The organism is Paenarthrobacter sp. NEAU-H11 (assembly GCF_050573415.1).
Lineage (GTDB): Bacteria > Actinomycetota > Actinomycetes > Actinomycetales > Micrococcaceae > Arthrobacter.
In genome coordinates this window covers 70177-91436 of record NZ_JBNZGA010000014.1, presented here as the reverse complement: position 1 = coordinate 91436, position 21260 = coordinate 70177, and the positions used below count along the sequence as shown (strand labels likewise).

22 protein-coding genes, 6 tRNA genes and 1 riboswitch are annotated in these 21260 nt (G+C 67.1%); of the genes, 16 read left to right on the top strand and 12 right to left on the bottom strand.

What is annotated here, in order from left to right:
• Window positions 1-22: 22 nt before the first annotated feature.
• The 10 genes from ribA to ACQ3DC_RS16540 form a co-directional block, all read right to left on the bottom strand.
• On the bottom strand, window positions 23-763 hold the full coding sequence (gene ribA / locus ACQ3DC_RS16585) for a GTP cyclohydrolase II (RefSeq protein WP_321215981.1): 741 nt from the start codon (window positions 761-763) through the stop codon (window positions 23-25).
• Window positions 760-1512 (bottom strand): 3,4-dihydroxy-2-butanone-4-phosphate synthase, encoded by a 753-nt coding sequence (gene ribB, locus ACQ3DC_RS16580; RefSeq protein ID WP_157238446.1) that lies wholly within the window; start codon window positions 1510-1512, stop codon window positions 760-762. The genes ribA and ribB overlap by 4 nt, the downstream gene beginning before the upstream one ends.
• Window positions 1509-2153, bottom strand: coding sequence for a riboflavin synthase (locus ACQ3DC_RS16575; protein ID WP_430752777.1), 645 nt, complete (start codon window positions 2151-2153; stop codon window positions 1509-1511). The genes ribB and ACQ3DC_RS16575 overlap by 4 nt, the downstream gene beginning before the upstream one ends.
• Window positions 2153-3220, bottom strand: a complete 1068-nt coding sequence (gene ribD, locus ACQ3DC_RS16570; RefSeq protein ID WP_323057415.1) for a bifunctional diaminohydroxyphosphoribosylaminopyrimidine deaminase/5-amino-6-(5-phosphoribosylamino)uracil reductase RibD — start codon at window positions 3218-3220, stop codon at window positions 2153-2155. Before ribD ends, ACQ3DC_RS16575 begins: the two co-directional genes overlap by 1 nt.
• Window positions 3221-3510: 290 nt before the next feature.
• Window positions 3511-3660: riboswitch (FMN riboswitch) on the bottom strand.
• A gap of 39 nt (window positions 3661-3699) precedes the next feature.
• Window positions 3700-4380 carry a ribulose-phosphate 3-epimerase gene (gene rpe, locus ACQ3DC_RS16565; RefSeq protein ID WP_323057416.1) on the bottom strand — a complete coding sequence of 227 codons (681 nt, stop codon included), beginning with the start codon at window positions 4378-4380 and terminating at the stop codon, window positions 3700-3702.
• Between the two features lie 18 nt (window positions 4381-4398).
• On the bottom strand, window positions 4399-5973 hold the full coding sequence (locus ACQ3DC_RS16560) for an RsmB/NOP family class I SAM-dependent RNA methyltransferase (protein ID WP_430752776.1): 1575 nt from the start codon (window positions 5971-5973) through the stop codon (window positions 4399-4401).
• Window positions 5970-6890 (bottom strand): methionyl-tRNA formyltransferase, encoded by a 921-nt coding sequence (gene fmt / locus ACQ3DC_RS16555; RefSeq protein WP_323057349.1) that lies wholly within the window; start codon window positions 6888-6890, stop codon window positions 5970-5972. Before fmt ends, ACQ3DC_RS16560 begins: the two co-directional genes overlap by 4 nt.
• Window positions 6887-7498 (bottom strand): peptide deformylase, encoded by a 612-nt coding sequence (def, locus tag ACQ3DC_RS16550; RefSeq protein ID WP_430752775.1) that lies wholly within the window; start codon window positions 7496-7498, stop codon window positions 6887-6889. Before def ends, fmt begins: the two co-directional genes overlap by 4 nt.
• A 63-nt stretch (window positions 7499-7561) precedes the next feature.
• Window positions 7562-8422 (bottom strand): cytochrome, encoded by an 861-nt coding sequence (locus tag ACQ3DC_RS16545; RefSeq protein WP_321215976.1) that lies wholly within the window; start codon window positions 8420-8422, stop codon window positions 7562-7564.
• Window positions 8423-8524: 102 nt separating this feature from the next.
• Window positions 8525-8596: transfer RNA gene (locus ACQ3DC_RS16540), tRNA-Val, on the bottom strand.
• A gap of 297 nt (window positions 8597-8893) precedes the next feature.
• Between ACQ3DC_RS16540 and ACQ3DC_RS16535 the strand changes: the two genes are divergently transcribed.
• The 6 genes from ACQ3DC_RS16535 to ACQ3DC_RS16510 all read left to right on the top strand — a co-directional run bounded on the left by ACQ3DC_RS16535 (window position 8894) and on the right by ACQ3DC_RS16510 (window position 9864).
• A tRNA-Gly gene (locus ACQ3DC_RS16535) sits at window positions 8894-8966 on the top strand.
• Between the two features lie 47 nt (window positions 8967-9013).
• Window positions 9014-9084, top strand: a tRNA-Cys gene (locus tag ACQ3DC_RS16530).
• Between the two features lie 39 nt (window positions 9085-9123).
• Window positions 9124-9198: transfer RNA gene (locus tag ACQ3DC_RS16525), tRNA-Val, on the top strand.
• A gap of 58 nt (window positions 9199-9256) precedes the next feature.
• Window positions 9257-9329 (top strand) — tRNA-Gly (locus ACQ3DC_RS16520).
• Window positions 9330-9369: 40 nt separating this feature from the next.
• A tRNA-Val gene (locus ACQ3DC_RS16515) sits at window positions 9370-9441 on the top strand.
• Between the two features lie 159 nt (window positions 9442-9600).
• Window positions 9601-9864, top strand: coding sequence for an antitoxin (locus tag ACQ3DC_RS16510; protein WP_321215975.1), 264 nt, complete (start codon window positions 9601-9603; stop codon window positions 9862-9864).
• A gap of 136 nt (window positions 9865-10000) precedes the next feature.
• Here the strand turns inward: ACQ3DC_RS16510 and zapE are convergent, their stop codons facing one another.
• Window positions 10001-11038 (bottom strand): cell division protein ZapE, encoded by a 1038-nt coding sequence (zapE, locus tag ACQ3DC_RS16505; protein WP_157238452.1) that lies wholly within the window; start codon window positions 11036-11038, stop codon window positions 10001-10003.
• 216 nt (window positions 11039-11254) lie between these two features.
• Here zapE and ACQ3DC_RS16500 point away from each other — a divergent pair, with 216 nt between their 5' ends.
• From ACQ3DC_RS16500 to ybaK, 3 genes are read left to right on the top strand one after another with little or no spacing between them, the layout of a single operon-like run.
• Window positions 11255-12178, top strand: coding sequence for a sulfurtransferase (locus tag ACQ3DC_RS16500; RefSeq protein WP_157238453.1), 924 nt, complete (start codon window positions 11255-11257; stop codon window positions 12176-12178).
• Window positions 12179-12216: 38 nt separating this feature from the next.
• Window positions 12217-12675: a SufE family protein gene (locus ACQ3DC_RS16495; RefSeq protein ID WP_197432387.1), complete on the top strand. Its 459-nt coding sequence runs from the start codon at window positions 12217-12219 to the stop codon at window positions 12673-12675.
• Window positions 12676-12696: 21 nt separating this feature from the next.
• Entirely contained in the window at window positions 12697-13203 is a 507-nt protein-coding gene (gene ybaK / locus ACQ3DC_RS16490) for a Cys-tRNA(Pro) deacylase (protein ID WP_157238455.1), read from the top strand.
• Here the strand turns inward: ybaK and ACQ3DC_RS16485 are convergent.
• Window positions 13180-14460, bottom strand: coding sequence for an alpha/beta hydrolase family protein (locus tag ACQ3DC_RS16485; RefSeq protein WP_157238456.1), 1281 nt, complete (start codon window positions 14458-14460; stop codon window positions 13180-13182). The two genes, ybaK and ACQ3DC_RS16485, sit on opposite strands and share 24 nt — an antisense overlap.
• A 124-nt stretch (window positions 14461-14584) precedes the next feature.
• Here ACQ3DC_RS16485 and ACQ3DC_RS16480 point away from each other — a divergent pair, with 124 nt between their 5' ends.
• From ACQ3DC_RS16480 to ACQ3DC_RS16450, 7 genes are all read left to right on the top strand, one after another.
• Complete coding sequence (locus ACQ3DC_RS16480; protein ID WP_157238457.1) at window positions 14585-15076, top strand: hypothetical protein; 492 nt, start codon at window positions 14585-14587, stop codon at window positions 15074-15076.
• Between the two features lie 14 nt (window positions 15077-15090).
• Window positions 15091-15612 (top strand): peptide-methionine (R)-S-oxide reductase MsrB, encoded by a 522-nt coding sequence (gene msrB / locus ACQ3DC_RS16475; RefSeq protein ID WP_157238458.1) that lies wholly within the window; start codon window positions 15091-15093, stop codon window positions 15610-15612.
• Between the two features lie 143 nt (window positions 15613-15755).
• Window positions 15756-17123: a DUF6421 family protein gene (locus tag ACQ3DC_RS16470; RefSeq protein WP_430752774.1), complete on the top strand. Its 1368-nt coding sequence runs from the start codon at window positions 15756-15758 to the stop codon at window positions 17121-17123.
• Window positions 17124-17131: 8 nt separating this feature from the next.
• Window positions 17132-17896, top strand: a complete 765-nt coding sequence (locus tag ACQ3DC_RS16465; RefSeq protein ID WP_321216243.1) for an SDR family NAD(P)-dependent oxidoreductase — start codon at window positions 17132-17134, stop codon at window positions 17894-17896.
• A gap of 8 nt (window positions 17897-17904) precedes the next feature.
• Window positions 17905-18990 carry a threonine aldolase family protein gene (locus tag ACQ3DC_RS16460; RefSeq protein WP_430752784.1) on the top strand — a complete coding sequence of 362 codons (1086 nt, stop codon included), beginning with the start codon at window positions 17905-17907 and terminating at the stop codon, window positions 18988-18990.
• Between the two features lie 67 nt (window positions 18991-19057).
• Window positions 19058-19708: a DUF3000 domain-containing protein gene (locus ACQ3DC_RS16455; RefSeq protein WP_323057353.1), complete on the top strand. Its 651-nt coding sequence runs from the start codon at window positions 19058-19060 to the stop codon at window positions 19706-19708.
• A gap of 122 nt (window positions 19709-19830) precedes the next feature.
• A complete protein-coding gene (locus ACQ3DC_RS16450) occupies window positions 19831-21174 on the top strand; it encodes an HRDC domain-containing protein (RefSeq protein WP_321215971.1) in 1344 nt (447 codons plus the stop codon).
• The last annotated feature ends 86 nt before the right edge of the window (window positions 21175-21260 follow it).

The window sequence follows — 21260 nt, the reverse complement described above, 5'->3', positions numbered from 1 at the left end:
TGTGGTGAGTCTTGTGCTGCGGTCAGTCTTGTTCGTGGTCAAAGGAATCAGCGGCGGCGGGGACGGCGGCCACGTGGGTATCGAGCGTCAGCCGGTGCTCCATGCGGTCCTTCTTGGTCTGCAGGTACCGGATGTTCTGGTCGCGGGAGGGCACCTCCGTGGGGACCATCTCCACCACCCTGACACCGGCCTTCGCCAGCCTGTTCTGCTTGTCCGGATTGTTGCTCAGGAGCCGCACCTCGTGCAGCCCCATTTCCGCGAGCACCTGGGCGGCAGCCTTGTAGCAGCGGGCATCCACCGGCAGGCCCAGCTGCTCGTTGGCCTCGACGGTGTCGAAGCCGGCTTCCTGCAGCGCGTAGGCCTTGATCTTGTTGGCGAGGCCGATGCCGCGGCCCTCCTGGCCGCGCAGGTACAGCAGGGTGCCGCCCTGCTCGCCGATCATCTCCAGGGCGTAGGCAAGCTGTTCCCCGCAGTCGCAGCGGTAGGAGCCGAAGACATCCCCGGTCAGGCATTCGGAGTGCAGCCGGACCAGGGGTGCTTTCCCGTCCTTGGGCGGGTTGGGGGAGCTGACGGCAAGGTGCTCGTGGCCGGTGACCAGGTCCGTCCACGCCTGGGCAATGAAGTCGCCGAAAGCCGTCGGCAGCTGCACGATGGGTCCGCCGCTGACGGGATGGGGCATCTGGCCGTTGCCCGCCTCCAGGTGGTGGCCGTTGCCCGACCCTGACAGGTGGTGGCCGTTGCCCGAAGCTCCGGAAGCCGTCATCGTATCTCCTCTTCTCCGCCCGCGCGTCCTGCCCGGGTATTGCTGCCAACCGATGTGCCCGCTGCCTCGAGGTAGGCCACCAGGTCTTCAATCGAGATCAGTGGGCACCCGTGTTCGGCAGCGAAGGCGCGAAGCCCGTCCAGCCGCATCATCTCACCGTCGTCGTAGACAACTTCGGCGATTACGCCCACAGCTTCCAGTCCGGCGAGCCGGCACAGGTCCACGGCCGCTTCGGTGTGGCCGGGGCGTTCCCGCACTCCCCCTTTAACGGCCCGCAGCGGGAAAATATGCCCCGGACGGGTCACGGCCTCCGGCCCGGCCTGCGGATCCGCGAGGACGCGGGCCGTCAGGGCCCGGTCAGTTGCGGAGATCCCGGTGCTCACACCCAAGGCGGCATCACAGGACACCGTGTAGGCCGTACCTTTGGCGTCCTCGTTGACCGCCACCATCGGCGGCAGTGCCAGGGCGTCCGCCCGGTCCCCGGACAGCGGAACACAGATAACACCGGAGCTGTAGCGGATGGTCCACCCCATCAGGGCCGGGGTGGCATGCTGGGCGGCGAAGATGATGTCGCCCTCGTTCTCCCGGTCCTCGTTGTCCACCACCAGCACAGGCCTGCCGGCGGCGATGGCCCGTACGGCTTCTTCGATGGTGTCGAGTCCAAGGGCAGCCGCTGGCCCGCCGGTTCGGGCAGCAGGGGCGGCGGATCCGGCCGGCCCTGCCTGTTCCAGCTTTACTGCGGCGTTCATCGGGTCCCTCCCTCAACGGCGGCGGGCGACGGGGCATTGAACGCCAGCAGGCGTTCGGTGTACTTGGCCAGGACGTCCACTTCCAGGTTCACCCGGCTGCCGGTGCTCTTGGCGCCGAGGCCGGTTTCAGCCAGGGTTGTGGGAATGAGCCCCACCTCAAACCAGGGCGCCTGCTCACTGGCCTCACTGACTGCGGTCACCGTGAGCGAGACGCCGTCGATGGCGATGGAGCCCTTTTCCGCTATGTAGCGCGCCAGGTTGGCGGGCACGCCGAACCGAAGCCGCTCCCAGTTGCCGAGGGCCTCGCGTTCCAGCAGCACCCCGACGCCGTCCACGTGCCCCTGCACCACATGCCCGTCAAGCCGGCCGCCGGCCGGAACGCAGCGTTCAAGGTTGACCGAATCACCCGGCGCAAGTTCGCCAATGGTGCTGCGGACCAGGGTTTCCCCCATCACGTCAACGCTGAATTCCTTGCCGTTGATCTCCGTGGCCGTGAGGCACACCCCGTTGACGGCGATGGAGCCGCCGAACGCGAGCCCTTCGGTGGTGCCGGGCGCGTGCAGCCGCACGGTGGCGCTGGCGTTCCCGTCCCGCTCCACGGACAGGACGTGCCCTTGTTCGGCAATAATTCCGGTAAACATCAGTAGCCTCCCTGGGCTGGCTCCGCGCTGTCGCGGGTTGGTTGAGGATCCAGTGCAACGGTCCGTTGCGGTCTAAGGTGAAGTCGCAGGTCCCGGCCCAGCTTTCGCACGGCACCGCCGTCGGACCCGTCCCAGTCCCATTGCTGGGCATCGGCGAGGGTGGTGATCCCCAGGCTCCCGAGGGCCGGCGTACCGGAGCCCAGCAGGGTGGGCGCCAAATACACGATGAGTTCATCGACCAGCCCGGCAGAGAGGAACGCGCTCAGGATGCGCGAGCCTCCCTCCACCATGACGTGGCGTGTCCCGGATCGGTACAGCATGGTCAGTGCCTCGCGCGGGTCACGGGTGCGGAGATGCGCCACGAGTCCGTCTGTTCCGCGTACGGCGGCGCCGGCGGGGACGTCCCGCAGCCCCATAACGGCCCGCACCGGCTGGCTCGCCGCCAGTGCTCCCGATGCGTTCCGGGCGGTGAGCCGCGGATTGTCCACCAGGACGGTCTGGGTGCCCACCAGGATGGCATCGATCCGGCTGCGGATGGCATGGTTGTCGGCCAGGGATTCCGGGCTGGAAATCCACTGGCTGGTGCCGTCCTCGGCCGCGATGCGGCTGTCCAGCGTCTGGGCGATGTGGAGGGTGACGAAAGGCCGTTTCGCCGTCACAGCCTCAAACCATTGGCGGTTCAGGTCCAGGGACTCCGCGGCCCCGAGCCCGCTGCGGACGCGGACGCCCGCGGCGCGCAGCGTTGCCGCTCCGCCTGCTGCCGGGTCATGCGGATCATCCACCGCGTACACCACGTCCGTTATTCCGGCGGCAATGATGGCCTCGGCGCAAGGGCCTGTGCGTCCCACGTGGTTGCAGGGTTCCAGGGTAACCACCATGGTGCAGCCGGAGAGATCCAGGCCCGCGGCTGTTGCCTGGCTGATCGCATCCGCCTCTGCATGCGCGGTGCCGGCGCCGCGGTGGAAACCGGTGACGAGGTGGCGGCCTGCAGGATCCACGACGACGGCGCCCACCAACGGGTTCGCCCCCCGCGGACCCCGCAGGGCTGCCTCGAGGGCAGCCCCCATGGCTCCGGACTCGGCAGCACTGAAGGCGGTAACCACCTCGTCAGCGTGCCCCGGGGGGTGGCCCGGATGCGGCTCCGTGCTGATTGCGTCAGCCGTGGCCGGGTTGCCCGCCGTCATGCGGCGACCGGCGCGGCGGCTGCGCCCTCCAGTGAAGCGGCAGGGTGTTTGGCATCGAAGAGCCATCGCTTGGGGTTCATTCCGTGTCGTTCCTTCCCTCTCGAACCGCGATGGCTCCGGGGGTTTACGACAGCAGAAGGCTGCGGCGCCGGAATGGCCCCACAGATACAGCTGTACGTGCTTCTCTCATCCAGACTTTAACTGTCGGTACCGGAATTTCACCGGTTCAACCGTCCGCCGGGATTTCCTTGCGGAAACCACCGGCTCGCGGGTCGCGGACTGTCACCGCCGGTTCGGACTTACACCGACCCCGGAGCACGTATGTGTGTTGCTATTGTGCCATAACCGGCACCGGCTCCCGGCTATTCCCCCGTCACCGCGTGTAACGTCCTGCCTGCCTCCCGGCGCAGCCTCTCGATGGCCGCCGCGGGGTCTTCGGCGCCGTAGACGGCGGAGCCGGCAACGAATACGTTGGCGCCTGCTTCCGCGGCCCGGACGATTGTTTCTTCAGTGATGCCGCCGTCAACCTGGATGGCCACCCCGATCCCGGAGCCGTCGATGGCAGCCCTGGCCCGCCGGATCTTGGGCAGGGTGAGGTCCAGGAAGGCCTGGCCGCCGAATCCGGGCTCCACCGTCATGATGAGCAGCATGTCCAGCTCGGACAGCATGTCCAGGTAGGGCTCCACGGGGGTAGCCGGCCGGATTGCCATGCCGGCTTTCGACCCCCTGCTGCGAAGTTCGCGCGCCAGCTTCACGGGCGCGATCGACGCCTCCGCGTGAAACGTGACGGACGCCAGGCCGGCGTCGGCGAAGCCCGGCGCCCAACGATCTGCGTCAGCGATCATCAGGTGCGCGTCCAGGGGTATGGGGCTCACCTCCTGGATGCGCTGCACCACAGGCAGTCCGATGGTCAGGTTGGGGACGAAGTGGTTGTCCATGACGTCCACGTGCACGGCGTCAGCGGTGCTGATGCGCTGCAGCTCGGCCTCCAGGTTGACGAAGTCGGCCGAGAGGATGCTCGGATTGATGCAGCATTGCGTCACGGGGGAACCTTTCACGGGTCAGGGCTTCTTATGGATGAGCGCGAGGAACATGGCGTCTGTGCCGTGGACATGCGGCCAAAGCTGGGCCGTGGAGTCATGCCCGGCGTCCAGCTTTCCGGGGAGGCTGACGGCGTCCAGCGCCGCTCCGGCGTCAAGGAGTTCCAGGTCATCGCGTTTGCGGAGGGCATCAGCCACGACGGCCGTCGTCTCCGCCGGATGCGGTGAACAGGTCACATAGGCCACCACTCCCCCCGGACGAACCGCTGCCAGGGCGGAGGCCAGCAGCTCGCGCTGCAGTGGACCGAGGTCCGCGAGGTCCTTGGGTGAACGGCGCCACCTGGATTCCGGCCGGCGCCGCAATGCGCCGAGGCCGCTGCAGGGGACGTCCACGAGGACACGGTCGAATGATTCGGGCGCTTCGGATCCGACCTCGCGGCCGTCTCCGGTCCGGACCTGCCAGGTTTCCGGCGGCACGGCCGAGAGCGCCTGGCTGACGAGCTTGGCGCGGTGGGGAGCGGGTTCGTTGGCCAGCAGCGTTGCGCCCCGCTGCCTGGCCAGGGCGCCCAGCAGGGCTGCCTTTCCGCCGGGGCCGGCGCAGAGGTCCAGCCACGCCTCCGCCTTCGAATTGCCTGTCCCGCCTGCCGGCACGTCGAGTTGAACGGCGGCCATGGCGCGGGCCACCAGCTGCGAGCCAACGTCCTGGACCCGGGTGGTTCCTTCCCGGACGGAGGAGTACCGCCCCAGGTCACCGCCGCTGGAAAGGGCAGAACCCTGGACGAGCTCGCCCGGAATGGCACCGTTCTCCAGCACCTCGTCCAGGTTGCCCAGGCCTGGCAGGGCCACCAGGTTGACCACGGGGGCGGCGTTGTCCGCTTCCAGGAGGTCGTTCACTTCGCTGGCCTGCCGGCCATGCGCCACCAGGGACTGGCGCATGGCGCGGACGATCCATTCCGGGTGGGCGTAGCGGAGTGCAGCGATTCTTGTTTCGTCGGTCTCTCCGGCCACCAGCACGTCCAGCCACTCCTCAAGGGTGCGTGCAGCAACCTTGCGGAGGACAGCGTTAATGAGCGCTGAGGGCCCTGCTCCGATCACGGCACGCGCCAGGCCGACGGTCTGGTCGAGGGCGGCGTGTGCAGGGACGCGCATGGCCAGCAGTTGGTGGGTTCCGATTCGCAGCGCGTCCAGGACTGCCGGGTCAAGCTGGTCAAGCGGGCGGTCCACGCAGCGCGCCAGGATGGCGTCGTAGGTGCCTTGGCCCCGCAGGGCACCGTACGTAAGTTCGGTGGCGAAGCCGGCGTCGCGCTTGTCCAGCCCGTGGTGGCGGATCCGTGCCGGCAGCACGAGGTTGGCGTAGGCGTCCTCGGCAGCGACGGCGCGCAGGACTTCGAAGGCCACCAGCCGCGCGGGATCGGCCCGGCGGGTCCGTTGGGAGGGCGCGTTTTCCGTGAAGCTGCGCTGCGGACCGCGGTTGCGTTCACGGCCCTGGGCATTCCGCCGGCTGCTGTCCCGGGGTCCCCCCTTGCCGCGGCCGCCGCCCGCGGCGCCGCGCCCGGCGTTGCCGCCTCCGCCTGGATTGCCGCCGGACGCGCTCATTCGAACACCACACTTTCAAGGGAAGCCATGCCGCGTGCCCAGTCGGCAGCGGCCATCATTTTTTTGCCCGCAGGCTGGATGCGGGTCAGTTCCACGGCGTGCGATCCCGTGCCGACCAGCACGCTCTTGCCTTCGAGGAACAGGGTCCCGGGGGCAAGGCCGGTGACATCGGGCCGCAGCCGGACCGGTTCCAGCTTGACGCGCTGTCCGTCCAGGAAGGTCCACGCACCGGGTTCGGGGGTTACGCCCCGGGCCTGCCGCCCGATCGCCAGCGCCGGATGGTTCCACTGAAGGTGGCCATCTTCAAGGGTCAACTTCGGCGCGTGGGAAACCTCGCCCGCCTGGGGTTGCGGGAAGGCCTTCCCTGCCTCGATGGCGGACAATGTCTGGGCCAGGAGCACGGCGCCGCTGTGGGACAGCCGCTCAAGGAGCTCTCCCGCCGTGTCCTCCGGCCCCACTGATTCCGTGAGGGTGCCGAACACGGGTCCCGTATCCAGTCCTTCCTCCAGCTGGAAGGTCACCGCTCCGGTGACATCGTCCCCTGCCATGATGGCGCGCTGTACCGGGGCCGCGCCGCGCCAGGCCGGCAGCAGGGAAAAGTGCAGGTTGATCCAGCCGTGCCGCGGGATCCCGAGGGCGGCCGGCGGAACCAGTCCGCCGTAGGCCACGATGGCGGCGACGTCAGGGTTTACCCCGGAAATCCTGGCCGTTGCCTCCGCGTCCACGCGGGCGGCGTGGATGACCTCGATTCCCAGGTCAGCCGCGCGCGCAGCGACGGGGGACGGCGTGAGCACGCGCTTGCGGCCCACGGGGGCATCCGGGCGCGTCAGGACAGCAGCAACCTCGAAGCCGGCTTTTACGAGCGCATCCAGCGAAGGGACGGCGACGGCGGGGGTTCCCGCAAACAGGACCCTCACCCTGCGCCGCCGGCTGCCCCGGCGCCGAAGCTCGAGCCCCGCGGGGAGCCTTGGGCGGGGCCGCCGAAACTGGACCCGACAGTCCTGGCGCGTTTCGTCGTCGTACGTTCGGCGATGGAGTCGTAGTTGGCGTTGCGGATGGACCGCAGGGCGGTCTTCCGGTCCTCACCCTCGAGCCGGTCCGTGTAGAGGATGCCGTCCAGATGGTCGTTCTCGTGCTGGAAGCAGCGGGCCATGAGCCCCTCCCCCTCCACCGTGACAGGGTTGCCGTGCATGTCGACGCCGGTGACGCGGGTGGCGCGGAAACGCCGCACCGGAAAGCTGAGGCCGGGGATGGACAGGCAGCCTTCCACATGGTCGGGCTGGTAGTCCTCGCTGTTTTCCAGCGCAGGATTGATGATGTGGCCCTCGACGCCGTCGATGCGGTAGGTAAAAACGCGCTGGCTTACGCCCACCTGCGGCGCGGCCAGGCCTGCACCGTCCACGTCTTCCATGGTTTCGGTCATGTCCGCGACCAGCTTGGCCAGCTCCGGCCCGAATTCCGTCACGGGATCGGCAACTGTGCGCAGCACAGGGTCACCAATGATGCGGATATTCAGGATAGCCATGCGCTGTAGTTCCTCACGATTGACGGCAAAGGGGACCAATCCAGTTTAGGCGCAGAGAAACTGCTAGGCCGTTTGCACCTGCGCCAGCGGCGGCGGGGCGATGGGAAGCAGCGCCGCGCCGGCGCTGATGGTGTCCGCGGACAGCTCCCAGACCCGCCGCAGGGCGCAGAACTTCCACCAGTGATGCTTCAGGACTTCCGGGTTGGCGCGCACGGGACGGACCTCCGTCTCCCCGATGGCCACCGCCAGCAGGACAGGGTTTTCACCGTACTGCCAGGGCTCCCACGTCCCTGCCTCGGGGTCCACCAGGCTTTCTTCGGCCTTCATGCCGGCCACCAGCTGCATCACCACTTTGTCATCGAGCGGCTTGACCAGGCCGTCCCGCGTGGTGCCCTTGGTCTTGTAATCGATCAGGCATACGCGGCCGTTGATGCGGGCCACCAGGTCCAGGGTGCCGGCGTACCCCACGGCGTTGTTCCAGACGGTGATTTCCGGGGCGATGGGTTCCACCCGGAACAGCTCCCACCATTCATCGAACCGGACAGCGAAGGCCTCTTCCCCGTTGGCGGCCAAGGCCTCGCGGGCCTCCTTCATGGCGTGGGGACGCCCCAACGCACGAAGCGCCACCTGCTCGCAATAGTTATGTACCCGGTCCCCGCGCTTCGCCGCGTCATCGCGGTAGTTTTCGGCAGCCTTGGCCGCACGGTTGACGGCCTGCTTAATTTTGGCCGGGCTCCCCAGGCAGTCCGCCAGCAGCGGATCCTTGGCCAGGCTGCTCGCTCCCATGTACCCGAACCAGCCGTCCAGTCCGTGCGGCTGCTGGCTGATGACCGTGGTGATGGAGGGCACCGAGAACTGCTCCGACGTGGAGCGGGCGTACATCCGGCCGTATTCGGTGGCATGGGCGAGGAGTGGAGCTGTCATAGAAAAACTCTTTCACAGGGGGCCGACAAAATCTGCAGGCAGGATCCGCAAACAAAAAGGCCCGTTTCCGCTGCGAACGAGCGGAAACGGACCTCTGTGCGGTGGGCGATACTGGGTTCGAACCAGTGACCTCTTCGGTGTGAACGAAGCGCGCTACCACTGCGCCAATCGCCCTGATGCATTTGAATGCTAGCCGACGTTTACGTAATTCAAAAATCGCCGGCCTCGACCCGCCCGGGCCGCCCTGCTGCGGCCCCGCAACACGGCAAGGGAAGAGCCAAAAGGTCCCCGTCCGCCGTCGTGAATTACACCCCTGTAACTCACCTGCTTCCGCGCCAGCACTGGGAAGCACGGTCACGCCGCGCGCACCTGGCGGCGGCGATTTGGAGAATCCCTGAACCTCCTATATTGTTTTTACTCGTTGGAACGCGAGGAAATGCCGGGAACGGCAAGGAATCAACCCTCCAAAATGCGGACGTAGCTCAGCTGGTAGAGCACCACCTTGCCAAGGTGGATGTCGCGAGTTCGAATCTCGTCGTCCGCTCGCAGGACACTGTCACAGCAAAAGTTCTCCGGAACCGACGCTTACACGGTGGGTTGGCCGAGAGGCGAGGCAGCGGCCTGCAAAGCCGTATACACGGGTTCGAATCCCGTACCCACCTCGGTGAAAACCATGGTTTCCGGATTGAACCGGATGCAATGGGCGATTGGCGCAGCGGTAGCGCGCTTCCCTGACACGGAAGAGGTCACTGGTTCGATCCCAGTATCGCCCACCAAGCAAGGAAACTTGCTTCATGCAGTACGCACCGGCTCCGGCCGGAACGCACTTCATACGCGGACGTAGCTCAGCTGGTAGAGCACCACCTTGCCAAGGTGGATGTCGCGAGTTCGAATCTCGTCGTCCGCTCTCTTACTCTAAAATCCCATAAGACCGGGCTTCCGGTTCCGGGCGATTGGCGCAGCGGTAGCGCGCTTCCCTGACACGGAAGAGGTCACTGGTTCGATCCCAGTATCGCCCACATGCAGCAGCTCCCCGGAGCTGCTTTTTTCTTGCCCGGTAGCCGGCATCCGCTACGGGCGAACGGCCAAAGCCCCCGGTTTCCTTGTTGGGTGTTCCCCGCGGGGCTAGGATCGAACGCGGAGGAGCGACCTGGCTCCGCGATTGAAGGGAGGTGCTCGTGGGACTGATTGACGATCTAAAGGGCAAGGCTCAGGGTCTCATCCGCGGCAACGAGCAGGCCATCAAGAACGGCATCAACAAGGCCGGTGATTTCGTCGACACCAAGACCGGAGGAAAGTACTCGGGCCACGTCGACAAAGTCCAGAATGGCGCTTCCAAGCTCATTGACAAGAACGGAACCCCGGGCCAGGCACCTGCCGCTGAGCAGGTTCCGCCGGTCACTCCCGTCAACCCGGTTCCGCCGGCTGACAGGACTCCGTAACAAGGATTTGGCCAGGGTCTTGCCCTAGCACGTCAAGGGGGTGCAGGTCCCGCCGGGAGGCGGCACCTGCACCTTTGGCGTTTAAGGACTGCCGGCATTCAAGGACGACGGCGGGTGGCCGGCAGGCGCCTGAGGCCTAGGACGGCTCGTGGTTCTGGCCCTCGCGGGCCAACGCGGTGAGGCGGGAGACAGCGCGGAAGTACTTCTTCATGTAGCCGCCGGTCATCATGTCCTCGGTGAAGAGCTGGTCGAACGGCACGCCGCTGGCAAGGATGGGCACGTCCTTGTCGTACAGCCTGTCGGCGAGCACCACGAACCTGAGCGCCACAGCCTGCTCCGTGATGGTGTGCACGTTGCGCCACACCACCCCGTCAATGCCGTCGATCAGCTGGCGGTAGCGGCTGGGGTGCACCCCGGCCAGGTGCGCAATCAGGGTGCTGAACTCGTCCTGCGCAACCGTCTTTCCGTCGAACTCCGCCTTCATGTGGGAGGACAGTTCGCTGTTCTTCAGCGGGGCCGGCGCCGCGGGCAGGCCCCGGTGGCGGAAGTCTTCCCCGTCAATCCGGATGACGTCGAACTGGTCCGCCAGCACCTGGATCTCGCGCTGGAAGTCCACCGCCGCGAACCTGCCGTCGCCCAGCGATCCTGGCAGCGTGTTGGAGGTGGCTGCCAGTTTCACCCCGGCGTCGGCCAGCTCGCGCATCAGCCGGGACATCAGGACAGTGTCGCCCGGATCGTCGAGCTCGAATTCATCGATGCAGACAAGTTTGTAGCTGCTGAGCGCCTCAACGGTCTTGCGAAAGGACAGGGCACCCACCAGGTTGGTGTACTCCACGAACGTGCCGAAGGCCTTCGGGCCGGGCGCCGCGTGCCACAACGAGGCCAGAAGGTGGGTCTTGCCGACGCCGAACCCGCCGTCAAGGTAGATGCCGGCGCGGGAACCGTCCTTCTTCGCGAACAGTTTCTTGAACAGCCCCCCACCGCCGTTGGAACCGACGCCGTCGGCAAAGCCCTCCAACGCCCGCACGGCGGCGGACTGGCTGGGCTGCTTGGGATCGGGGCGGTAGCTGGCAAAGGAAACCTGGCCGAATCGCGGTGACGGGTAAAACCCTTTAAGGAGTTCATCCACCGAAACTGCCGGAGTGCGGGCGGCAAGCTGTTCGATCTGTACCAAGGTGGTCCGTTCTGCTGGTGGGTGGTCCCCAGAAAGGATACCGGCATTGCGCCCGGGCTTTTAATGCCGCAGGTCCCTGTGGCGGCCGGCGTGATGAAGGCAACATTGCGCCCTGTTAACGGAATGCGGACATGGCCCGGGGCGCTGGCTAGGGTGGAACCAGGTCCCCTTCAGGTCCAGCAGGCCGCCCGTGTCCTCAATGAAAGGCCAGGAAAAATGCCCTATCCCGTTGAACAGAATGAGAAGTTTGCCGCCTACGCCCACCCGGAGCGGCTGGTTTCCACGGAGTGGCTTGCTGCCGCCCTGGAAAGTGGCGCTGCCGCCAACGGAGAGCTGGTGGTAGTGGAATCCGACGAGGACGTGCTCCTGTACGAAACCGGCCACATCCCCGGCGCCGTAAAGATCGACTGGCACACGGACCTCAATGACGAAGTGACCCGCGACTACGTGGACGGGGCCGCGTTCGCGGAACTGGCGGCGTCGAAGGGGATTTCCCGTGACAGCACCGTGGTCATCTACGGAGACAAGTCCAACTGGTGGGCCGCCTACGCCCTGTGGGTCTTCACCCTTTTCGGCCACGAGGATGTGCGGCTCCTCGACGGCGGCCGGGACAAGTGGATTGCCGAAGGACGCGAACTCACCACGGAGAAGCCGGCACCTGCCAGGGCCGACTACCCGGTTGTTGAGCGCAACGACGCTCCCATCCGCGCCTTCAAGGAAGACGTCCTTGCGCACTTCGGCAAGCCGCTCATCGATGTCCGCTCCCCCGAGGAATACACCGGCCAGCGCACCCACATGCCGGCGTACCCGGAAGAAGGCGCCCTGCGCGGCGGCCACATTCCCACTGCTGCGTCGATCCCGTGGGCACGCGCTGCCGCCGCGGACGGCACCTACCGCAGCCGGGAGGAACTTGAAGCCCTCTATCTTGGCGAGGCAGGCCTGAAGGCAGGCGACGACGTCGTGGCCTACTGCCGTATCGGCGAACGTTCCAGCCACACCTGGTTCGCCCTCAAATACCTCCTCGGCTTCGACACCGTCCGTAACTACGACGGCTCCTGGACCGAATGGGGCAACGCCGTGCGCGTACCGATCGCCAAGGGTGCGGAACGCGGTTCCGTCCCTGCCGCCGTCGGCGCCTGACGCGGCCCGCGGCGGCGTAATTGCGTAGACTTGGACTGATGACTACTCAAGCCTTGCCTTCCGCCCTGGCGGCAATCGTGGATGACTTCCAGGCCCTCACTGAACCCGAGCGGCTCCAGTTGCTGCTGGAATTCTCCCAGGGCCTCCCGGAACTGCCGGACCGGCTCAAGGACCACCCCGAACTGCTGGAACAGGTCGTGGAGTGCCAGTCGCCGCTCTTCCTGACCATCGAGACGGAGAGTGAGGGCGGGCCCGGCGCCGCCGTGCGGCTGTTCTTCAAGGCCCCTGCGGAGGCTCCCACAACACGCGGCTTCGCCGGCGTGCTCCATGAGGGCCTGGACGGGCTGTCCGCCGAGGAGATCCTCTCGGTTCCGGACGACATGCCCGAGCTCCTGGGGCTCACCAGGGCCATCACGCCCCTGCGCATGCGGGGCATGACCGCGATGCTGGGGAGGATCAAGCGCAGGGTCGCTGCGGCTACTGCCGGACGTTCCTAGCACCCGCGGCGGAAAGCACCCATGGCACGCAAGAGCGCAGCACAGGGAACCCCGGCAACAGCGGCTCTGGCCGCGGCCGGGGTTCCCTTTGTGCTCCACCCGTATACCCACGATCCCGCAGCCGCTAGCTACGGTGCGGAAGCGGCCGAGGTCCTGGGCGTCGATCCGTCGAGGGTCTTCAAGACCCTCATGGTGGAAGTGGAGGGGCGGCTGGCCGTGGGAATCGTGCCGGTCAGCGGAACCCTTGACCTGAAGGCGTTCGCCGCAGCACTGGGAGCCAAGAAGGCGGCAATGGCAGATCCCGCGGCGGCCCAACGGCGCACCGGCTACGTGCTCGGCGGCATTTCACCGCTGGGCCAGCGGCTGCCGTCCCCCACTGTGCTGGACGCCAGCGCCCTAGCGCTGGACACCCTGCTGGTCTCCGGTGGCAGGCGCGGGCTGGACATCGAGCTGGCACCGGCAGACCTGGTCCGCCTCACGGACGCCGTCACGGCCTCCATCAGCTCACTCGCCCCCGGAAGCCATTGAGCTCAAGGCGCCCGGGTTGAGCCTGGGAGCCAGCTGCTGCCGCAGCCAGGCCTTGACCTGGCCTTCCCAGCGGTCGGGGTCGACATTCCATTCCTTGGTGTGCCGGGCCTGGTGGAAGGGCTCGAAGGTCACCATCTCCGGGTTCCGCTCCGCAAGCAGGGCCGAAGGCTCGTAGGGCACATATTCGTCGTCCACGCTGTGGAGGATCAGGGTGGGCGTCCGCAGCTCAACTGCGCGGGACACCCAGTCCATCACCTTCAGGTCCACGGGCGCGGACAGTCCGGTGAGCCGCCTGCCCAGGGGGTGCCCCAGCATAAGCTGGCCATACCGCCCCACCAGGGAGGGGATCCTGTTCAGCTGTGCGTGGTGGGCCAGCACATTGACCCAGTCGGTGACCGGCGCATCGAGCACCATGGCCCGGATCAGGTGCCGGTAGCGGGACAGGTCGGCGGTCTGCAGGCAGATGGCGCCTCCCATGGACCAGCCGAACAGCACGATTTCTTCCGCCCCGTTGGCCAGCGCGTACTCGATGGCAGCTTCAATGTCACGCCATTCCGTGGAGCCCAGGCCGTAGCGGCCGTCGTCGGCGGATGGCGCCAGGCCGTCATTCCGGTAGGAAACCAGGAGGCTGGTGAGCCCCAGCTCCAGCGCGGGACCGACCGCGCGCAGCGCCTCCTGCCGGGTGGCGCCGCGTCCATGCACCATCACCGCCCAGGTTCGGGCCGTGCCGCCGGCGCGGACCAGCCAGGCGGGAGCCTGCCCGCGCTCTACGTCGATGCTGACATCCTCATAGGGAATTCCGGCGGCGGCAGGGTCCGGATAGACGGCCCCGCTCCACCAGCCGCGGCGCGCCGCGGAAAGATCGCCGGCGTATACCGCCTCAACCTCGCGCAGCACGGTCCTGTCGGCGGGCGAGTAGGAGACGATGCGGCCGATCCGTGCGTGCCCCTTGCCGCCGTCGAAGAAGAATCCGTAGACGCCGTCAACCGTGGTGTCGTCAGTCGCGGCAAAGATGGCCCGCTGCCCCTGGCCGTCCCTGATGACGGCAAGCATCTCCTGGTCCGACGTCCGCTGCCGGGCGGGAGTGATGACCCGGCGTGCGAAGTACACCGCCAGCGCCGACGAACCGGCGCCCAGGAGTCCGGCCAGGCCGCCCCCGCCGATCGCTCCCCCGATTGCCCATTTTGCCCGCAACGACATTCCACCGGTTTCGGGGCCATGAACGGGGGCGGGGCGGGTTCGCTGGAAAGGTGCCATGGAACTATTCTTACCGCCCGGGCACCGAAGCCCGCATTTCGCCGCGGACCGTCAGGCCTGCCCCTGCCCGTCGCCGGTGCGGCGCCCCCTGCGCACGGACCGGCTCCGGGACTAGGCTAGGGCCATGAGTGAACCGATCGTCATCCTGACCGAAGAACCCCTGGGGGCGGACGACCGCCTGAACATCGAGCGCCTGGTGGACGGGGCGGAAACGCGCCTGGTGGTGCTCGTGCCCGCAAACACCGAGCGGCACCTGCTGGTGGACTTCCTTGAAAACCTTTCGATGCTGGACATTGCCAAGGCATTCAGGGAGCTCACTGCCCACACCCCCGATCCCACGCAGGAGCGGGCACAGGCAGCGGAGACCCTGGCCGTATCCCTGGCCGCCCTGGAGGGACTGGGCACAGGCGTCACCGGGGAAATAGTGGATGGCGGGGCCGTCAACGGGCTGGTCGCCAAGGTCCGTGAAACCGGCGCCGGGCAGGCCGTGGTGATCACCCGGCCGCATGCCGTCGCTGACACCTTCCATACGGACTGGGCCAACAAGGCACAGGACCAACTGGGCGTGCCGGTACTCCACCTTTATGCAGGCTCGGGATTTATCGGCGACTCGTAAGCGTTGACAAGTCTATGAGCATCTTCGGAAACAGCATATTCGGAAACAAAGCCACGGAACCGCCGGCCACGGAGGCGCGTCCGGCCGGGGCCGGCGTCCCGGGCAACGGCGTGGAAAAAACCGACGCGCAATGGCGTGAGGAGCTCACGCCGGAGGAATACCACGTGCTCCGCCAGGCGGGAACCGAGCGTCCATACACGGGCGAATACTGGGACACCCACACTGCCGGCGTGTACCAGTGCCGCGCCTGCGGAGCGGAACTGTTCACCAGCAACGAAAAGTTTGATTCCCACTGCGGCTGGCCGTCCTTCTGGGCCCCGCTTGCCGAAGGAAACGTCCGCTACATCCACGACCGCACGCTGGGAATGGACCGGGTAGAGGTCCGCTGCGCCACGTGCGACTCCCATCTGGGGCACGTGTTTGAAGGCGAGGGCTACGGGACCCCCACCGACCAGCGCTACTGCATCAACTCCATCTCCATCCGGCTGGTTCCCGCCGAGGAACCGCAGGTCAAAGGCCCGGAACAGGAGTCCTGATCCCGCAGGGAAAGACCTGCTCCGGGCACTGGAAACGGCTCTGAGCCAAAGTAATTCTTATGTTTGGCTACTTTTTCAATTAGCTCTGCTGGTTGCTTGCTACGCTCGCCATAGATAGCAAGCAACCAGAAAGGCAGCCGACGATGACCGAAACCCTGACCACCGCCGTCACCGGGATTTCAGCCGAAAACAATGACTGGCTCCGGCTCAAGGCAGCCGCCACCGCCATCCAGGTCTTCCAGGTCCAGGACGGCTCCATTCCGGATCCCGCACACCACGCAGCAGCTGCTGCCCTGGTAAATGAGATCATCGATGCGCTTCGTGCCCTCAGCCCAGCCTTCCCGCATGATGCGGCGTACCTGGAAGCTGCCTGCACCGACTTCTCGCGGTGGGCCCAGGCCGGGTTCGCCACCCCCGACTTCCTTTCCTCCCTCCTGGCATTCCAGCCCCAAAAACAGCGCCGGGACGGCCTGCAGCACCTGGTTGTCTTCCCCATGTACACCCAAAACGGCAGCAGCAACCGTCTGGTGGAGGCAGTCCTGGTCGAAGTGATCTGGCCGGAGTTCATTGCCGGCCTTGAGGCGGGAGACTACTCGAACAAGCTGTTCGTCCCCATCCGCTTCGTGGACTTCACCGCCGGCTATGACACCAATTCCGCCGTGCTGTTCCCTGAGACCGTCGCTGTCAGCAAGACCCCCACCTTCACCTGGGGGGCCATCTTCGCAGACCGGGAGGCGGCCAGGTTCCGCCGCGTCCTCAAGGCCGCAGCCGAGACCACCTGCCTGGAACTGCCGGAAGGGGCAGCGGAGATGCTCGCCGACCAGGACCTGACCGAGGCCACGTTTGTCATGTGGGACCTGATCCACGACCGGACGCACATGCGGGGCGACCTGCCGTTCGATCCGTTCATGATCAAGCAGCGGATGCCCTTCTTCCTGTACTCCCTTGAAGAACTGCGCTGCGACCTGACCGCGTTCCGCGAATCCGTGCGGATAGAAAAAGACGAGGACGCCGATCCTGAAGCCCGGCGCCACGCCAAACTGGTGCAGTACGCCATCATCTTTGACCGCATCTTCCGGTTCGCGATCACCGGCAGCCGCGTGCGGAACTACGACGGCCTGGGCGGCCAGCTGCTGTTCGCGTGGCTGCACCAGCAGCGCGTCCTGCACTGGACGGACACCCGGCTGACCATCGACTGGGATGAAGTAGCCAATGCTGTCATCGCCCTCGGCGCCCGCATCGACGACCTGTACTGGCGCTCCATCGACCGCCCCAAAACCGCCCACTGGCTGGCTGCATACCAGCTGATCTCCGCCACCGTCACGCCCCACCCGGCATCTGTTTGGGCCAAGGGGCCGGAAGCGCTGCCCTTGGCGGGGCCGCCGCGTGGCCTCACCGACCAGGTGCTCGATGACGAATTCCCGCTGTCCATGTTCTACGAAGCACTGGAAAAGAAGATGCGCCCGGTCATTGAATCCACTGCCGGCATCACTGGAGCATCCGCGCTGTGACAGCTGCTATGGAGCCGGCAAAACCGCCGCTGAACGTCCTGGTTTCGGGCGGCAGCGGCGCGTCCGGCGTCGCCGTGGCCCGGGCACTGCGCGAGGCCGGGCACCGTGTGTTCACCGTGGGCTCAGACCCGGAGCGGATCAGGTCCGCGGCAGGACGGGCGGGTGACGGCGTTGCCCCCTTCGTGTGCGACCTTGCACGCATGGAGGAGGTGCGGCAGCTGCGGGCTGATGTCACCGCCGCTGCCGGGCCGATGGATGCTGTGATCCACCTGGTGGGCGGCTGGCGGGGCGCACAGGGGATCGCGGACCAGACCGACGAGGACTGGGACTTCCTTGAGCGCGGAGCAATTACCACGCTCCGCAACGTCTCACGGGTTTTCTACGACGACGTCGCCGCCTCCGCGTGCGGGCGGTTCGCCATGGTGTCCTCCACCACCGCCGCCGAGCCCACCGCGGCAACGGCCAGTTACGCCGCCGCGAAGGCAGCGGCCGAAGCCTGGACCCTTGCCATCGCTGATGGCTTCAGGCGCGCCGCCGGCAGGAACGGCGGCAGCGCGGCAGCCGCCGTCGTGCTGGTGGTCAAGGCGCTGGTCGATGAGGAACTGCGCCGCCGCCACCCCGAACGGTCCTTCTCGGGCGCCACCGACGTCGAGGACCTGGCGCGCGCCGTCGTCGGACTCTTTGATGCCCCGGCCGCCGAACTGAACGGCCGGCGGCTGCAGCTGGCGGCGTCACTGTCCCCGGCCCGGACTTTACCTACACTGAAAGCGTGAGCAAAGCCATGACAACAACCGCTGAAACCGCCGCCGGTATCCGCCTCCATGATCCGAACGTGCGGGGTTTCGCCTCGGACAACTACTCTGGCGTCCATCCCGAGGTGCTGGCGGCACTGGCGGCCGCCAACGAAGGCCACCAGGTCTCCTACGGCGAGGACGACTACACCGCCCGGCTGCAGCAACTGATGGAGGGCCACTTCGGTTCCGGCATCGAGTGCTTTCCGGTCTTCAACGGCACCGGCGCGAACGTCCTTTCACTGCAGTCGCTGCTCCCCCGCTGGGGCGCCGTGGTCTGCGCCTCTACCGCCCACATCAACATGGACGAGAACGGCGCGCCGGAACGCGTCGGCGGCATCAAGCTGCTGCACGTCCCCACGCCGGACGGCAAGCTCACGCCCGAACTGATTGACCGGGAGGCCTGGGGCTGGGGGGACGAGCACCGCGCCCAGCCGCTGGCCGTGTCCATCACCCAGACAACGGAACTTGGCACCTGCTACACGCCGGAGGAAGTCCGGGCCATTGCCGGGCATGCCCATGCCAAGGGGATGAAGCTGCACATGGACGGTGCCCGGCTGGCCAACGCCGCAGCCCACCTCCAGGTTCCGCTGCGGGACTTCACGCGCGACGCCGGGGTGGACATCCTGTCCTTTGGCGGCACCAAGAACGGCCTGCTGTTCGGCGAAGTGGTGGTGGCACTGAATCCGGAAGCAGCCCACGGGCTCCTCTACCTGCGCAAGATGGACATGCAGCTGGCCTCCAAGATGCGCTTCCTGTCGGCGCAGTTCATCGCGCTCCTGGAAGGTGACCTGTGGTTGCGGTCCGCCGCCCACGCCAACGCCATGGCCGCCCGGCTCCGCGCCGCCGTCGACACCATCGACGGCGTCCGGCCCACCCAGGAGACCGAATCCAACGGCGTCTTTGCCGTCCTCCCCGAAGGCGTGGCCGACAGGCTGCGCGCGTCGTTCCGCTTCTATGACTGGAATGAAGCCACGCGCGAGGTGCGCTGGATGTGTTCCTTCGATACCACCGAAGAGGATGTGGATGCCTTCGTTGCCGCACTCCGCCGGGAACTGCACAATGGCGGGAACTGACGGTCCGCGCCGGAAGCCGGCGGCGAGCCTAACCGCCCTGCCCCGCCCAGTTGCGTAACCTGCGAAGGTGAACGCACTTGACCAGGTTCCCCCGGAGTTTCTCCACGCTTTGGGAACCCTCAGGAAAGCCCAGTGCCGCCGGGAACTGCGCCTGGCGGAGATCCCGGCGCCGGCCCGGCTGGCGCCCTTTGCCGTGGCCCTGGGCGCAGAAGTTTTTGCCCCCGGCTCCGGTGCTCCCGGAACCCCGCTTCACGGCCCCGCCGCCATGGCACTCGCTGCGGCGTCCGGAACGGAAGACGAGGACGGGCTGGAACTGGCGACGGGGCGGTTCATCCTTCTCCACGACCCCCAAGGCTCCGAGGTCTGGGACGGGGAATTCCGCATTGTCACCTATATCCGTGCGGAGCTGGAACCCGAGATGGGCAACGACGAAATGCTCGGAACAGTCGCCTGGACCTGGCTGGTGGAGGCACTGGAGAACCACAAGGCGGCGTACCGGGCCGCCGGCGGCACTGCCACCAGGGTCCTCTCGGAGAGTTTCGGCACCCTGTCCGAAAGGCCCGGATCCATCGACATCGAACTGCGCGCGTCCTGGACACCCGCCACGTCCGACGTCCAGGCCCATCTTGAGGCCTGGTCCGACATGGTCTGCACCTTCGCCGGCCTGCCGCCCCTGCCGGACGGCGTGACGCCGCTGACGCTGCGCCGCCGGAACTGAGACCGTTTGTCAGTGGCGGACCGAAGGCGGACCGATGGCGCAGGGCCGCGGACGGGATGGCCGGGCAAGGCACCGGCCCGGCAGGCAGGCGTTTACCGGCCGGCCGGTAAACTGGAGGCATCATGACCCCTAACATTCCGGAAAACACCACGGCCGGCGTCCCGGCCGCTGATGCCGCACCCCACATCACGGTGGAAGGCTTTGACAGCCCCGTCCCCGAAATCGTTGAGCTGGCTGCTCCCCGGGAGGGCGTTCCGCTGGTCATCCAGACGCAGTCCGGCCTGGAGCGCTGCGCTGCGGCCATCGCCGCCGGAACCGGACCGGCAGGGGTGGACGCCGAGAGGGCTTCCGGCTTCCGTTACGGGCAGCGCGCTTTCCTGGTCCAGATCCGGCGCGAGGGCGCCGGGACCTGGCTGATCGACCCCGAACCCTTCGAGAACCTGGACATCATCAACGATGCCCTCCGCGGCGTCGAATGGATCCTGCACGCCGCCAGCCAGGACCTGCCCTGCCTCTCAGAGCTGGGCATGTGGCCGGACAAGCTCTTCGACACTGAACTTGCCGCCCGGCTGGCCGGGCTGCCCCGCGTGGGCCTGGCAGCCGTCATCGAACAGCTGCTCGGCTTCGGACTCGCCAAGGAGCACTCGGCAGCGGACTGGTCCACCCGGCCCCTGCCTGAACCCTGGCTGCGGTATGCCGCACTGGACGTCGAAGTCCTCACGGAACTGCGGGAGGAACTCATCGAGCTCCTCCAGGCCGACGGAAAGCTGGAATACGCCGAGCAGGAATTTGCGGCGATCCTGGCCGCCGGATTGCCTCCAGCCCGCGTGGACCCGTGGCGGAAGACCTCCGGCCTGCACCAGATCAGGGACCGCCGGCAGCTGGCAGCAGTACGTGAGCTGTGGCTGGAGCGCGACTCCCTGGCACAGAAACGGGACGTGGCACCGGGACGGCTGATTCCCGACTCCGCCCTGGTGGCGGCGGCCAAAGCCATGCCGACCACCGTGCCGCAGCTGCTGGGCACCAAGGGCTTCCACGGCCGGGCGGCGCAACGTGAAGCGCCCCGCTGGCTGCGCTGCATCGCAGCTGCCCGGGATCTCGAAGAACTCCCGCCGCTGCACCTGCCCACCAACGCGCCGCCTCCGCCCCGTGTCTGGGTGGACCGGGACCCGGAGGCGGCCGCCCGCCTGGCCACCGCCCGGCCGCTGCTGCAGGCGAAGGCAGAGTCGCTGAGCCTCCCGCTGGAAAACCTGCTCACCCCGGATTACCTGCGGCGCGTGGCCTGGCGGCCGCCGGCGGAGATCACCGAAGCAGCAGTCGCCACCGAACTCCGCGCCCTGGGCGCACGTGAGTGGCAGGTGGAACTGGCAACGCCCCTCATCGTTGAAGCGTTCCTGCACCCGCAGCCGCTGCCCGCCAAGGAAGCCAAGGAAGCCAAGGCGGACGCCACCGCAGCGGGCAAGTAGGCGCAGCCGTCTGCACCGCCACCGGCTCCCAAACCGAATCCCCAGACGCTCTCTCACTTGATGCGTGAAAACCGCCAACGCTCTCT